Below are 15,036 nucleotides of genomic sequence, written 5' to 3' on the forward strand. Positions count from 1 at the left end.
CTCGCCATACCTTCTGATTATTTCATTTCTCTGATCTTCTCTAGCATATCTGTTACACCGACTTCTTCAGCTGTTTTATCCTGGATTGGTTTTGCTAGGTCGATGAACGGCTGACGGTCAATTTGATTGACTTCTGCTCCTTCGTCAATCGCTTTTTGCTTGTACTCTTCTTCTTGAGTGTAAAGCGCTTCGCGTTCCTTCTTCACAGCCGCTTTTGCTGCATCCATGACTGCTTGCTTCTGCTCTTCAGTATAAGAGTCGAATTTTTTACCATTAATCAAAAGGAAACGAGTCGTGTAATCATGGCCAGTTTCAGTGATGTATTTTCCGTTTTCAGTCTTGTGGTGGTTTTGCTGGACAAAGTAAGGATAAGCATTTTCAGCTGCGTCAACTACCCCTTGTTGAAGAGCTTGATACAGTTCGCCCCAGGCTACAGATGTTGGTACAGCTCCTGTTTCTTCCCAATAGTTAGCTACCGCTCCAGATGTCTGAGTACGATACTTCAATCCTTCAATGTCTTCAAGAGAATTTAAAGGCTTCTTACCATAATAATGGCGCACACCTGCTGTCCAGTATCCTAACAATTTGAAGTCATTGTTAGATTTTTTGTTAATGATATCGGCCATTTGATTACCAATCTCACCGTCAACGACTTTTTCCCAGTGATCATAGCTGTCAAAAACGTATGGTAGCGCAAATAAATCAATTTCCTTAATTCCAGTTTTGGACATGAAACCAGGTGATACAAGCACCACGTCTGCCCCACCAAGCTTCAGCTTCTCAACAAGTTCCGACTCACTCGTTCCAAGGGTTCCTGCATGCACTTCAACTTCAATGTTTGCATCAGAACTCTCAGCAGCTTTTTTGAATTCTTCCATCCCAATCTGGTAAGGGTTTTCAGGTGACGTTTGGTTATGCGCAGCAACGATTTTAATCTTCCCTCCATCACCGGACTGACCGTTTGCTTCTTCTCCATTTCCTCCACATGCTGCAAGGACGAGGCTCATCATTCCAACTACGAATAAAGCGATTGTCTTTTTCAAAACAAGTTCCTCCTTTAAAAATTTAATTGAATCCGCTTCCAATTTATCCAATCGAAGCTGGTATTAAAGAGATTTTTTTCGTGAAATCCTTAGCTCGTTGCTCTAAATGATGAAAATCCGTGTCCGTCTTCAATTCTTTAACATTAACAAGTTGGCTTCCGATTCCGACCACTTCTGCTCCATGGTTAAAGTAGTCCATCATATTATTGAATGTGATCCCACCTGTTGCCATCAATGAAATATGTGGGAGCGGGCCATGGATATTCTTGATGTAATCTGGTCCCAGAGTGTTTGCTGGAAATACTTTCACCATAGAGGCACCTGCCTCGTAAGCTGTCACCATTTCTGTCGGTGTAAAAGCACCCGGAATACAAGGAATTCCATAACGGGCTGACAACTGGATGGTTTCAACTTTTAACGTTGGGGATACGATAAATTCAGCACCTGCTGAAATCATTTGCCTGGCTGTTTCTGGATCGAGAACCGTGCCGGCACCGAGGATTAGCCTGTCACCAAGTTTCTGATTCACAAGTTTGATCAAGTTAGAAGCATTTGGAGTCTCGGCTGTTATTTCAACAGCCTGGATGCCTCCACGAACTAAAGCTTCACATATTGGCAAAATATTATCTTCATTCGTTTTGCGAATAACCGGAATGATTTTCGCTTGTTTAATCTTCTCTAATGTGCTCATTCAACTGTCTCCTTCCTACTCCAAATTCGCATGCCGACTTGTCATTTCTTCATACGATGCTTCGTTGGTTTGCTCTAAGGTATAGATAATGATGCTATCGAGCAGAAGGTGGACCGATTGATCAAATTGATTTCCAAGCGGCTGTATCGTTTCTGGCTCCTCCAGCCTACGTTTCTTTGTTGCTGCTGGGACGACTAGAAGCTGATCACTTACTTCTGCGATTTTAGATTGTGCGTTCGTGGTGACTAAGGCCACTTCCGCACCTGCTTCTTTTGCACTTACTGCATAATGGGACAGTGAATTTGTTGAGCCTGAGCCAGAGATGACAACTAACAAGTCGTCTTTTTCAATATTCGGCGTGATTGTTTCTCCAATAACAAACACCTGGTACCCCCCGTGCATCAATCTCATCGCAAACGCTTTTCCCATTAAACCTGAACGGCCTTCACCTGCAATAAAGATTCGACTGGCATGTTGAATAGCTTTAGAAAAAGATTCGGCTTCACCCTCGTTTACTTGGCTAAGCACCTGAGATACTTCATATGACACCGTGTGAATCGTCTGCTTCATACTCGTTCATCCTTTCCTTCATCCTTATAGCGGTTTGTTTAGGGTTAGAGGATTTTGTGATGGCGCTTCCAACAATGACTGCATCTGGTTGATGGGTTAAAATATTTGAGAGGATATCTTCATTTATGCCTCCTGCAACGGCAACATCAAGGTCTGGATAATCCTTTGTCAATTGAAACGCACTAACGTCAAAACCACCTTGTTCCTGCATGTCTTTTCCAAAATGGAGACTGACTAAATCGACGCCTAGGTTCGCCAATTCATGAATTCGTAGCTGGTCCTGAACTCCTAAAAGGTCGACCATTATGCGTCCGCTGAATTTTCTGGCTACTTTTAACGTATCTGAAATGGTTTGATCAGCTGAAAAAGCCATCACTGTTGTAATGTCTGCCCCTGCTTCAAAAGCTTGAGCCGCTTCGTGCCTACCAGCATCACATGTCTTCATGTCAGCAACAATGGTGCAAGATGGATAAGCTATACGGATTTTTCTAATGATTTCCATTCCATACTCTTTGATTACTCCAGTACCGACTTCAATCCAATCGATAGATTCGTAGGTTTCTTCAATCAAATGCAGGCAAGTTTCTTCATCAAGCCTGTCAAGCGCCAATTGAAGATTCATAGGATCCTCACCTTTCGACGTATTCTTTTTCACCTAACTTCACTTGTACATCTTCAAGCTCAGGCAGTCCTTCATTATCGCCGTATACACTCACAACCATAGAACCTATGGTGTTGGCAAAATGAAGCGTTCTCTTTAAAGACCACTTATTTAACAGACCATAAACAAATCCTGCATCAAAACCATCACCAGCTCCTACCGTATCAACAACTTTAGAAGGAGGAACAGCTGGCATCGAAAGGGTTTGTCCGTCGTGATGGGCAATAGCCCCTTCAGCACCTTTTTTAACAGCTACGCTTAGGATTCCAAACCGTTTACAAGCCTGAATAATTTTTTCAGGTTCGTTTTCTCCTAAGAGTATATCTGCCTCTTCTGTTCCTGTGAGCATAATGTCGATGTAAGGTAACAACTGAGTCAGCCAATAGTTCGCTTCTTCTTTGCTCCAAAGCTTCAATCGAATGTTTGGGTCGAACGAGATGAGAGCGCCTTGGTCTTTGGCAATGGTTATCGCGCGTTTCATGAGATTTATATTTTTTTCAGGACTTATGGCAGCGAATACACCTGTAACATGGAAAAGGCGTACATTTCGAAAAGCTTGTGAATCAACCGTGTGTTCTGTAAGTGTCTCTGTCGGGGATTTTTCCCGGTAATAAAAAGTCCTGCCGCTCCCGTCTTCTAAAATTTCTTTAAAGTTTAACGAGGTAGAATAGTTATCCATCAACTTCACAGAAGAAACATCAATTCCCTCTCCTCTTGCAAAATTACGGATGTATTTCCCAAACTCATCATTTCCTAGGCGACTTACCCATCCAGTCTTTAGTCCAAGCCTGGCACAGCCAATAGCAAAATTGAATTCTGCACCTCCTGCTTTCCTCTCAAAAGATGTAGAATATCTCATTGGACCGTTGTGAGATGGATCGAATGTGATCATCGCATCTCCCATCGTCATAACATCCTTCATCAATGACCCTCCTTCTACGATTAAACAGAATCTCGCACCATCAATTTCGGTTCAAAACGAAAGTCCGGACGATCATCCTTTATCTTCTTTTTGCTGATCTTATCGAGTAAAACTTCTGCTGCCATTTTCCCCATTTTGAAAGTAGGCTGAGCGACTGTGGTTATCGCTGGTGTGTAGAAGCTTGCGAATGATACATCATCAATACCAATGACCGCGAGCTCTTCAGGGATGCGAATATGATTTTGTTTTACGTACTTTAATACTTCTATTAATACGAGATCGTTTCCAGCTACAATGGCTTCTGGTGGTGTATCGAGATTTAGCAGTTCGTTAAGCCTATCCTGAATTTCCGATGGCTCAGCACTCTTAACGTAATTTTCATTTAATTGTAACCCGTGCTTACGAATTGCTTCTTCGTATCCCTGAATACGTTCAAGCCTCGGTGTAATGTGATTAATGATTGACGTAGTGATTATACCGATCTTTTCATAACCTTTTTGCACTAGGTGGTCGACCGCTAACTGTGATGCCTTCTCGTTATCTAGCAGGACCGCTGATACCGGTATGTCTTGAACGGAACGGTCGAGAAAAACAACTGGATACTGATCATCAAGCATGCGCTGATAAAGTTCTCGGTTGTTACCCGTGGGAAAAATAATTAGTCCATCCACTTGCTTTGCCCGTAACATTTCAATATAATGTTTTTCTTTATCGGGATCATCGTCCGCATTACAGATGATTGTGTGAAAATCAGATCCATTGCAAAAATCTTCTATCGCCCTTGTAACCTCTGTTGTGAAGGTGTGCAAGATATTGGCGACGATCACGCCGATCGTTTTTGTAGATTTTTGTTTCAAGCTGCGGGCAACAATGTTCGGCTGGTAACCAAGTTCTTCAATCGCTGCCTTCACTTTTTCCTTTGTTTTTTCGCCCATATAGTCATATCGTTTATTTAAGTATTGAGATACTGTGCTCTTCGAAACATTCGCTTGAGCTGCAACATCTGCAATCGTCACTTTTCTCATTTTCAAATCTCCAATATTCTGAATTTCTTTTAACTAAACCGATTTAGTAAATCGATTTAGTAACAGTATAAATGTGATGAAAGCGTTTTACAACCCAAATTTTCAAAAAGTTTTAGTTTAGTTCTAATTATCTATATCATTTACTTTTTAAGTAAAAAACACCACCCTAGCTTAGGGTGGTGTTTACCTCTTACTTTCTTCTTTTTATAGATTCGATGTATTCTTCTAATTGATCAAAAGCCCCATTAAATCCCTGTTTTAATTGATCCTGAGATTGTTCGAAAGCCTCCCTTTCTTCCTCTGTGACATAAATTGGCTCCCCTTTAAAATGAACAGTAGTCACGCCATCCTCCTCTGAAAAGGTAACCGTGTTTACCACTTCCATTGGCCAATAATCATGATACGGCCCACGGGTTAATTTGCCTTTCTCATTTAAGTAGGAATGCACGTAGGTCAGTTTTTCCGGTCCCTCTAACTCGCGATAGTTAAACTTCCCCCATACCGGACGACCTTGGTTGTCGCTCTCTTTATATTGGTAGTCGCCTCCCTTTCGAGTGAGATCCTGCTCTTTCACTTCGACCGCGTCTTCTCTAGGGGCCCACCAGTGATGCAGGTGTTCGGACTCTGTCCATGCTTCATACAGGATGTCTCTTGGGGCGTGAAACGTTCGTGTCATCGTGAATTTCTTAGGGTGATCGGACATTAGAAATCCTCCTTGTAAATGAAGTCTATTTATACCAAATCCACCTTACCATTCTCGTTGAACACCGTTTGGATGGGAGCTTGCACCATTTGAGATGATGTTTGCACCATACTCAGCGCGTCTTGCATCATTTTAGATGCACCTTACACTATTTCGGACGAGTTATGCACCCATTCCCTGTTCAACACCTTTTCACACAAAAAACTGCCGCACCTTTAAGGTACGGCAGTCTTCATGTTACGCGATCACCATTTTCTTCGAGTTGGCTAGCTTGCGGATCAAGGGAAGTTTGGATAGATCCATGTTCCCTCCACTCAAAATCACACCGCAACGCTGACTGTCAGAAGAAGCTTGCCCGCTAAGAAGACCGGCTAACGCTGTAGCGCCTGCTCCTTCAACGAGTGTCTTCTCTCTTTCCAATAACATCAGCATGGCTTTAGCGATTTCTTGCTCATCGACTGTGATGACTTGATCCACATACTTTTGGATGCAAGAAAAGGTGAGTTTCCCTTTTTCCTTCACAGCGATTCCATCAGCAATCGTAGCAACGGAAGTCAGCTTTTCAGGTCCTTTTTTATAAAGGGCATTGTAAGTGGACGGGGCTTTGGCGGATTGGACACCGATGACTCGGATATCTGGCTTCAGCTGTTTGGCTGCGAATGCCACTCCGCTGATTAGGCCGCCCCCACCGATTGGAACATATAAGGTATCGAGGTCCGGCTGCTGTTGAAGCATTTCAACAGCAATCGTTCCTTGGCCGGCCATGACGTCGTAATCGTCAAACGGGTGAAGGAAGGTTGCCCCTAAGCGTTCCTGCTCCTTCATGGCCGCCTGATAGGCTTCCTGAAAGGACTCGCCTGTGAGAACGACTCTTGCTCCATAGCCTTCTGTCGCTTCAACTTTTGCCCGTGGTGTTGCTTCCGGCATGAAGATTTTCGCTTGGATACCACGTTTTGTTGCAGCGAGAGCTACGCCCTGGGCGTGGTTGCCGGCAGAGGCAGCGATAACTCCACGCCGAGCCTCTTCATCCGTTAAGCTTTCCACTTTGTAAGAAGCACCTCTCACTTTAAATGCTCCTGTTTTTTGCTGGTTTTCCATTTTCAAGTACACGTCTTGACCGGTTTGCTGATTGAGGGTCGCCGATGTTTCTAAAGGCGTCCGGTGAATCACCTCTTGTAATTTTTCATGTGCATCCATTACTTTTGCTAGCGTTAAGAAATCCCCAACGTCTTCACTCCCTTTGAATTTGTTTTTTCGAATTGATCGATTTGATCTTCATACGTTAACGTCACAGCAATTTCATCCCAGCCATTCAACAACATTTCTTTGTGATAAGGCTGGATATCGAAGGAAACGTCTTGTTCCCCGTCAGAGATAACTTGCTGTTCCAGGTCGACGCTTAGTTCGTATGGCTGATCGCTTGCTTTTTGAATCCATTGTTCCGTTACGGACTTTGGCAGCTGGATCGGCAGGATACCGTTCTTAAAGCAGTTGCTGTAAAAAATATCAGCAAAACTCGGGGCAACTACGACGCGGAAGCCGTAATCCTGAATCGCCCACGGAGCATGCTCACGAGAAGACCCGCATCCGAAGTTTTCACCGCCTACAAGAATCGAGGCACCGTCATACATCGGATCATTCAGCGAAAAGTCTTCTCTTGGCGTCCCATCGTCATGGAAACGCCAGTTGTAGAAAAGGAATTGTCCAAATCCCTGTCGTTCAATTCGTTTCAAAAATTGCTTCGGAATAATTTGGTCTGTATCCACATTCGAGCGGTTAAGCGGATAGACGAGACCTTCATGCTTCTTCAATGGCTCCATGTCTTCACCCTCCTACAGCACTGGCGTATTTTCTGACATCGACGAACTTTCCTTCGAGCGCAGCGGCGGCTGCCATTTCAGGGCTGACAAGATGAGTTCTCGCTCCGTTTCCTTGACGCCCTTCAAAGTTTCGGTTTGATGTGGAAGCACAGCGTTCGCCTGGCGGAACGATATCATCATTCATTGCAAGGCACATGCTGCATCCAGCATCGCGCCATTCAAATCCAGCTGTAAGGAAGATTGTATCTAAACCTTCCGCTTCAGCCGCGTCTTTGACGGACTTGGAACCTGGAACGACAAGCGCTCTCACATTTTCATGGACTTTGCCGCCGCGAACGATTTCAGCCGCTTTTCTCAAGTCACTCAGTCTGGAGTTGGTACACGAACCGATGAACACATGCTCAACCGGGATGGAAACAATCGGCTGATTCGCTTCTAGTCCCATATAATCAATGGCACGCTGTACACCATCCTTGTCCTCGTCCTCAGTCATTGCTTCCGGATCAGGAACGCTTCCGCCAACCGGTACACATTGAGATGGGTTTGTTCCCCATGTCACTTGTGGCTCAATTTCGTTGGCGTGCATCGTGACGGTCTGATCGTAACTTGCTCCTTCGTCAGATGCTAGAGACAGCCACTGTTCAGCGATTTCGTCAAAAGCTTCGCCTTCTGGAACGTAACGTTTACCTTTCAAATAATCGACTGTGGTCTGGTCGGGACTGATCAAGCCTGCTCTTGCGCCAGCCTCGATCGACATGTTGCAAACCGTCATTCTCTCTTCCATGGAAAGGTTGCGGATCGCCTCACCAGTATATTCAATGACGTGCCCTGTACCAAAACGGACACCATACTTTCCGATGATCGCGAGAATTAAATCCTTTGCAGTTACGCCTGTACCCAGTTTTCCTTCAATATGAACTTGAAGGGTTTTCGGCTTTGCCTGCCACAAAGATTGTGTGGCTAAGACGTGTTCCACTTCACTTGTCCCAATACCAAAGGCAAGAGCTCCAAATGCTCCATGGGTTGACGTGTGGCTATCCCCGCAAACAATCGTCTTACCAGGCTGTGTCAGTCCAAGTTCAGGACCAATTACGTGTACAATTCCTTGATCCGGGTGGTTGATGTCTGCCAAATTAATTCCGAACTCTTCACAGTTTTCTTTCAGCGTTTCCATTTGTTTCTTAGAAACGGCATCCTTGATAACGTTCCGATGGACGGTCGGAACGTTGTGATCCATCGTGGCGAAGGTGCGTTCAGGACGCCGCACCTTTCGGCCACTCATTCGCAAACCTTCAAATGCTTGAGGGGAAGTCACTTCATGGACCAAATGTAAGTCGATATATAATAGGTTCGGCTTCCCCTCTTCTTCATGAACAACATGCTGCTCCCAAATCTTCTCAATAATTGTCTTCGGTTGACTCATTTGTTCCACTCCCCTCTTTTACACGTAACAGCGCATGATATTTTCAGCTGCATCACTTGTACTCAATTGTTCGATCACTTTATTTGCAAGTTCACTTCCGCTTACTTGAACGCCGTTCGTTATTTGCAGATCTGCTGTATGATAACGAGCTTGCAATACATCAGCCACGGCTTTTTCAATTTCCTCTGCTTCTTCTTCCATTTGGAAGGAATGTTTCAGCATCATCGCCGTTGAAAGGATAGCAGCCAGAGGATTGGCTTTATTTTCTCCGGCAATATCTGGAGCAGAACCGTGTACCGGTTCGTAGAGTCCTACACCGTCACTTCTTACACTCGCCGATGGAAGCATGCCGAGTGACCCAGTAAGAACAGATGCTTCATCACTCAAAATGTCTCCGAACATATTCTCAGTGACAATAACATCGAAAGCCGATGGGTTCGTGACAAGCTTCATCGCTGCAGCGTCTACAAGCATATGCTCAACGGTAACATCCGGGTAATCCTTTTTCTTTTCTTCAACAACTTCACGCCACATACGGCTTGATTCCAATACGTTCGCTTTATCGACGGAAGTGAGGTGCTTTCTGCGAAGTCTTGCACTTTCGAATCCTTTTTCTACAATACGTTCGATTTCTTCTTTTTGATATGCAAGTGTATCAACAACTTCCTTGCCATTCTTCCTACGTTCACTTGGCTCACCGAAATACAGGCCACCAGTCAGCTCACGAACGATCAGAAGGTCACTACCTGCGACGACTTCAGGCTTAAGCGGCGATGCATGCAGCAATTGCTGATAAGCTTTGACGGGACGAAGATTTGCAAAAAGTCCAAGTTGTTTACGGATGCCAAGCAGTCCTTTTTCTGGCCTCATGTGGCCAGGCAGTTGATCCCATTTTGGACCTCCAACAGCTCCGAGAAAAACAGCATCGGCTTTTTTGCACGCTTCTACTGTATTTTCAGGAAGCGGTGATCCTTGTTGATCGATCGCCGCTCCTCCGATGTCTTGACTTTCAAACGTGAACGTGTGTTGATAGCGTTCTGCAACGGCTTCAAGAACGCGTTTAGCTGCTTTGGTGACTTCCGGGCCGATTCCATCTCCCGGCAAAAGAACGATATGCTTTTTCATTGGACATCCCCCTTTTTAGACTTGGACTTGTTGATACGAATCCTTGTATTGTCGATTAAGTGTACGGTTTACAGCATTGATGAAGGCGTTGGCCGAAGCTTCCAGTACGTCCTGATCGGCAGCACGACCAGATGCTTTCACACCATTGACGGTCAGTTGAACATGAACTTCAGCCAGAGCATCTCGCCCTTTACCGATTGAACTTAATTGATAATCCTGCAAATGAACATCTGCATCAATCAAATCATCCAGCGTATTGTAAATCGCTTCTACGCTTCCTTCACCTGTATTTGCTTTCTCGACTTCCTCACCATCTGGACGGGTAAGCAATACTGTAGCCGTCGGACGATTGATACTTCCGTATTGCACTTGGAAAGCCTTCATCTCGTACTTAGGCTGATCTTCGTTTTCTGTTTGTGTATCGGTTAGAATCGCAAACAGATCGTCTTCTGTAACTTCTTTCTTCTTGCCTGTAAGGTTCTTGAAGGATTCAAACGCTTCTTTCAGCTTAGACTCGTTCAGTTCGAACCCAAGCTCTTGTGCTTTTTGTTTGAACGCGTGTCGCCCAGAATGTTTGCCCAGGACCATTCGATTGGAATCGATGCCAACCATCGCTGGGGTGATAATTTCGTACGTTGATGCTTCCTTCAACACACCGTCCTGGTGAATACCAGATTCGTGAGCGAAAGCATTACGTCCAACAACCGCTTTATTTCCTGGGACCATCATGCCTGTCAGCCTGCTGACAAGATCACTCGTACGTTTGATTTCATTTAACACGAGGTTAGTCTGATAGTCGTAACGGTCTTTACGGATTTGAAGGGCAACGGCAATCTCTTCAAGAGCTGCGTTTCCTGCACGTTCGCCAATTCCGTTGATCGTTCCTTCAATTTGTCGTACCCCATGTTCGATAGCAGAAATGCTATTGCTTACAGCCATTCCTAGATCATCGTGGCAATGTGCAGAAAGAATGGCTTTATCAATATTCGGCACGTGTTCTTTCACGTACTGAAACATCTTGCCATATTCATCCGGCGTCGTGTAGCCGACCGTATCAGGCAGGTTGATGACTGTAGCACCGGCATCGATCACTTTCTCAATAATATGGACTAAGAAGTCAAGATCGGAGCGGCTTGCATCTTCTGCTGACCACTGGACGTGCGGGAATTTTTCCTTCGCGTAAGCCACCATTTCCACAGCGGTTTCAACGATTTCCTCTGGCGTTTTCTTCAATTTATGAGTCATGTGGATTGGGGAGGTTGCTAGAAAAATATGCAACCTCGGCTCCGCTCCGCCTTTCAAGGCCTCCCAAGCGATGTCGATATCACGCTTGTTTGCTCTCGCTAATCCTGTAACCGAACAACCTCGGACGGTATCCGCAATCTCTTTGACGGCATCAAAGTCGCCTTGGGAGGAAGCAGGAAAACCCGCTTCCATAATATCTACCCCTAAACGTTCCAGCTGTTTGGCAATTTCAAGTTTCTCTAAACGATTCAAATTGACTCCAGCGGACTGCTCTCCATCTCTTAGTGTTGTATCGAATACATTAACGTGAGCCATGTGTGACCACATCCTTTTCTTTGGATTGGGATTTCTTGACGAATGGCATTAATTCACGGAGCTCTCTACCCACCTTTTCGATTTGATGACTATTCTCTCTTGCATTGATTGCGTTGAATTCCGGACGATTGACTTTGTTTTCAAGAATCCAGCCTTTAGCGAATTTACCTGTCTGGATATCAGTTAGTACATCCTTCATGCGGGCTTTCGTAGATTCGTCGACAACACGCGGACCTGAAACGAAGTCACCCCACTGTGCTGTATCAGAAATGGAATAACGCATGCCCTCAAGACCGCCTTCGTACATAAGGTCGACGATAAGTTTCAGTTCGTGCATGCACTCGAAGTAAGCAACTTCCGGCTGATAGCCAGCTTCTGTCAGCGTTTCGAATCCGGCTTTAACTAAACTTGAAAGGCCGCCGCAAAGTACTGCCTGCTCTCCAAATAGATCGGTTTCCGTTTCTTCTTGGAAACTTGTTTCAAGTACGCCTGCACGGCCGCCTCCAATGCCTTTAGCGTAAGCAAGCGCGATTTCTTTCGCTTCACCTGTTACATTTTGCTCAACACCGATTAGTGCCGGTACGCCTGCGCCTTCTTCAAAAGTACGACGGACAAGGTGTCCTGGCCCTTTTGGTGCAACAAGGAAAACGTCAACATCAGATGGAGGAACCACCTGGTTGAAGTGAACATTGAAACCGTGAGCGAAAGCCAATGCTGCGCCAGACTTCAGGTTCGGTTTGATGTGTTCTTCATATACACTCGGCTGATGTTCATCCGGCAAGAGAACCATGACCACATCTGCGTCCGCTACAGCTTCTGCTACGACTTTAACTTCAAGGCCGTCTTGTTCAGCTTTATCCCAGGACTTCCCTTTACGAAGTCCAACCACTACGTCATGACCGCTTTCTTTCAAGTTCTGAGCGTGAGCATGACCTTGGGAACCGTATCCAACAACGGCCACCTTTTTATTTTTTAGTACCTCATCTTGAATATCGTTGTGATAATAAACTTTTGCCATTTGTAAACATCCTCTCCGTGATTATTTTGATTATTTTAGTAGTGAATAAGGTTTGAACTCGGCAACTTGCGGCTGATGACCTCTTGTAAAGGCTGTTAAACCGGTGCGAGCCAATTCTTTGATTCCATAAGGTCTTAATAGTTCGATAAGGGCATCGACTTTATCTGATTTTCCAGTTACCTGAACCGTCACACTTTCTTTGCTGACATCAATAATTGACGCGCGGAACGGTTCGATGATGCCCTGAATTTCATTTCGGATTTGCGGGTTACTGATGACTTTCACCATCGCTAGTTCTCTTGCAACGATCGCTTTGTCTGTAATATCCGAAACTTTCAACACATCAATTTGTTTGTTCAGCTGTTTAGTAAGCTGTTCTAGCTTTCTCTCGTCTTCCACTTCCACGACGAAGGTCATTTTTGAGACCCCCTCCGTTTCCGTTCGTCCGACGGAGATGCTTTCTATATTGAACTGCCGCTTCGCCAGCAACCCGGTGACCCGGTTTAGAACACCGCTTCGGTTGTGGACGATGGCTGTTACAATCCTTCTCATGGTTTCTTCACCCCAATCATTTCGTGAAGCCCTTTACCTGGGGCAATCATTGGATATACATTCTCCTTCTGAAGTACGCGGCAATCGATAACTGCTGGCTGATCGTCAGCTAGCACTTTCGGAAGGACTTCCTCCAAACTCTTTTGTGAGTCGATATAATACCCTGGGACTTGATAGCTTTCTGCAAGTTTTACGAAATCAGGCTGAACATCGATAATGGATTCGGAATAACGCTCCTCATAGAACTTCTCTTGCCACTGACGAACCATACCCAGCGCCTGATTGTTAACGATGAGTACTTTCACCGGCAGCCTCCGCTCTTGTAAGATAGACAGCTCTTGCATGGTCATCTGGAACCCGCCGTCTCCTACGATCGCTACGCAAGTAGAATCCATATCTGCGAGCTGTGCACCAATAGCTGCTGGGAAGCCGTATCCCATCGTTCCCAAGCCTCCTGAAGTTACCCAGCGATTCGGACGGTCAAAATGATAATATTGCGCCGCCCACATCTGGTGCTGACCAACATCAGTGGTTACTACAGCCTCGCCTTTGGTATATTCATAGACTTTTTGGATCAACCATTGAGGAACAATTTCTGATTCTGGCTGTTCATGCCACAGTGGACATTCCGTCTTATTATGGTCGATATCAGCCATCCAGTTTTTATGATCAAGCCCCTGGACTTTCTTCTTGTTGATCGATTGGAGTGCCGCTTTTGCATCGGATACGATCGGGATTTGTGTCGGTACGTTTTTACCGATCTCAGCAGGATCAACATCGATGTGCGCAACAGTTGCTGACGGTGCAAAATGTTTCAGGTTTCCGGTCAGTCGATCATCGAAACGGGAACCGATATTGATTAACAAGTCGCATTCGTAAAGGGCAATGTTTGCTGCGTATGTTCCGTGCATTCCGGCCATTCCAAGCGACAGATCATCATTGCCTGGGTAACTTCCTAGACCGAGCAGTGTAGTCGTGACAGGCAGCTGGTAATTATGAACGAATTCTCTCAATTCGTCTGAAGCACCTGCATGAACGATTCCTGAACCTGCAAGGACCACTGGTTTCTTGGCTGCCACTAGAGCTTCGTGAAGTTTATTGATCTGAAGCGGATTTGGTTTTAGATTCGGTTGATAACCCGGAAGGTGAAAGCTATCATCGACTTTATTTGCTTGAACCGTCGATGAAATATCTTTTGGAATATCTACGACAACAGGGCCAGGACGTCCGGTCGTGGCAATATGAAAGGCTTCCTTCACAATTCTAGGGAGCTCTTCGATCGCTTGAACTTGATAGTTGTGTTTTGTGATTGGTGTCGTGATACCCATGATGTCGGACTCCTGGAACGCATCTGTTCCTATAACGCCTTTAGCGACTTGGCCAGTGAAAATGACGAGTGGAATAGAATCCATCATCGCATCCGCGATCCCAGTCACAAGGTTTGTAGCCCCCGGGCCTGAAGTTCCGATCACAACTCCTGGTCTGCCGGATACTCTCGCATACCCTTCCGCTGCATGGATGCCTCCCTGCTCATGTCTTGGCAGGATATGGTCGAAACTTCCTTTCGCACGATAGATGGCATCATAAATCGGTAGTACAGCTCCACCCGGGTACCCGAACAACGTATCGACTTTTTGATCGATCAACGCTTCTACTAACAAATCCGCCCCTGTCTTCGTGGCCGTCTGCTCCTTCACACTTGCCTCTGCCTTCATTTTTTAATCCCTCCTACTTGAACTTTAAAGCTTAAGCGCTCGATTAGCGCTGAAGTTACTTCATGAAAAAAGACCTTTCCCATCCTCTGCTTCCTCATACACAGAACGGTATAAGGAAAGAGAGGGGTGAAAAGGTCTTCTGTTTCCACGGTACCACCCTCGTTCATGAAGCATATTGCTTCACCTCATGGAATTCAGCTGAATTCCT

General features: G+C 45.3%; 15 protein-coding genes. All 15 read right to left on the reverse strand.

Annotated features, from left to right (window positions below; all coding sequences use genetic code 11):
- Positions 1-17 precede the first annotated feature (17 nt).
- Entirely contained in the window at positions 18-1,043 is a 1,026-nt protein-coding gene (gene dctP, locus HM131_RS14410) for a TRAP transporter substrate-binding protein (protein WP_085030428.1), read from the reverse strand.
- Between the two features lie 43 nt (positions 1,044-1,086).
- Positions 1,087-1,734 (reverse strand): bifunctional 4-hydroxy-2-oxoglutarate aldolase/2-dehydro-3-deoxy-phosphogluconate aldolase, encoded by a 648-nt coding sequence (locus HM131_RS14415; protein WP_085030429.1) that lies wholly within the window; start codon positions 1,732-1,734, stop codon positions 1,087-1,089.
- Between the two features lie 15 nt (positions 1,735-1,749).
- Positions 1,750-2,304: a 6-phospho-3-hexuloisomerase gene (gene hxlB / locus HM131_RS14420; RefSeq protein WP_085030430.1), complete on the reverse strand. Its 555-nt coding sequence runs from the start codon at positions 2,302-2,304 to the stop codon at positions 1,750-1,752.
- Positions 2,273-2,926 (reverse strand): 3-hexulose-6-phosphate synthase, encoded by a 654-nt coding sequence (hxlA, locus tag HM131_RS14425; protein WP_085030431.1) that lies wholly within the window; start codon positions 2,924-2,926, stop codon positions 2,273-2,275. Before hxlA ends, hxlB begins: the two co-directional genes overlap by 32 nt.
- Before the next feature lie 7 nt (positions 2,927-2,933).
- Positions 2,934-3,887 carry a sugar kinase gene (locus HM131_RS14430; RefSeq protein WP_085030432.1) on the reverse strand — a complete coding sequence of 318 codons (954 nt, stop codon included), beginning with the start codon at positions 3,885-3,887 and terminating at the stop codon, positions 2,934-2,936.
- 20 nt (positions 3,888-3,907) lie between these two features.
- On the reverse strand, positions 3,908-4,912 hold the full coding sequence (locus tag HM131_RS14435) for a LacI family DNA-binding transcriptional regulator (protein WP_085030433.1): 1,005 nt from the start codon (positions 4,910-4,912) through the stop codon (positions 3,908-3,910).
- A 190-nt stretch (positions 4,913-5,102) separates the two neighbouring features.
- Entirely contained in the window at positions 5,103-5,615 is a 513-nt protein-coding gene (locus tag HM131_RS14440) for an SRPBCC family protein (protein ID WP_085030434.1), read from the reverse strand.
- 237 nt (positions 5,616-5,852) lie between these two features.
- Entirely contained in the window at positions 5,853-6,812 is a 960-nt protein-coding gene (gene ilvA / locus HM131_RS14445) for a threonine ammonia-lyase (RefSeq protein WP_232324797.1), read from the reverse strand.
- 14 nt (positions 6,813-6,826) lie between these two features.
- Positions 6,827-7,435 carry a 3-isopropylmalate dehydratase small subunit gene (leuD, locus tag HM131_RS14450; protein WP_085030436.1) on the reverse strand — a complete coding sequence of 203 codons (609 nt, stop codon included), beginning with the start codon at positions 7,433-7,435 and terminating at the stop codon, positions 6,827-6,829.
- A 4-nt stretch (positions 7,436-7,439) separates the two neighbouring features.
- Complete coding sequence (gene leuC, locus HM131_RS14455; RefSeq protein ID WP_085030437.1) at positions 7,440-8,858, reverse strand: 3-isopropylmalate dehydratase large subunit; 1,419 nt, start codon at positions 8,856-8,858, stop codon at positions 7,440-7,442.
- Between the two features lie 18 nt (positions 8,859-8,876).
- Entirely contained in the window at positions 8,877-9,983 is a 1,107-nt protein-coding gene (gene leuB, locus HM131_RS14460; RefSeq protein ID WP_085030438.1) for a 3-isopropylmalate dehydrogenase, read from the reverse strand.
- 15 nt (positions 9,984-9,998) lie between these two features.
- Complete coding sequence (locus tag HM131_RS14465) at positions 9,999-11,543, reverse strand: 2-isopropylmalate synthase (RefSeq protein WP_085030439.1); 1,545 nt, start codon at positions 11,541-11,543, stop codon at positions 9,999-10,001.
- Entirely contained in the window at positions 11,530-12,561 is a 1,032-nt protein-coding gene (gene ilvC / locus HM131_RS14470; protein WP_085030440.1) for a ketol-acid reductoisomerase, read from the reverse strand. Before ilvC ends, HM131_RS14465 begins: the two co-directional genes overlap by 14 nt.
- A 30-nt stretch (positions 12,562-12,591) precedes the next feature.
- Positions 12,592-13,113 carry an acetolactate synthase small subunit gene (gene ilvN / locus HM131_RS14475; protein ID WP_085030441.1) on the reverse strand — a complete coding sequence of 174 codons (522 nt, stop codon included), beginning with the start codon at positions 13,111-13,113 and terminating at the stop codon, positions 12,592-12,594.
- Complete coding sequence (ilvB, locus tag HM131_RS14480) at positions 13,110-14,828, reverse strand: biosynthetic-type acetolactate synthase large subunit (protein ID WP_085030442.1); 1,719 nt, start codon at positions 14,826-14,828, stop codon at positions 13,110-13,112. The genes ilvN and ilvB overlap by 4 nt, the downstream gene beginning before the upstream one ends.
- Positions 14,829-15,036: the final 208 nt, after the last annotated feature.

The organism is Halobacillus mangrovi, assembly GCF_002097535.1.
Classification (GTDB): domain Bacteria; phylum Bacillota; class Bacilli; order Bacillales; family Halobacillaceae; genus Halobacillus; species Halobacillus mangrovi_A.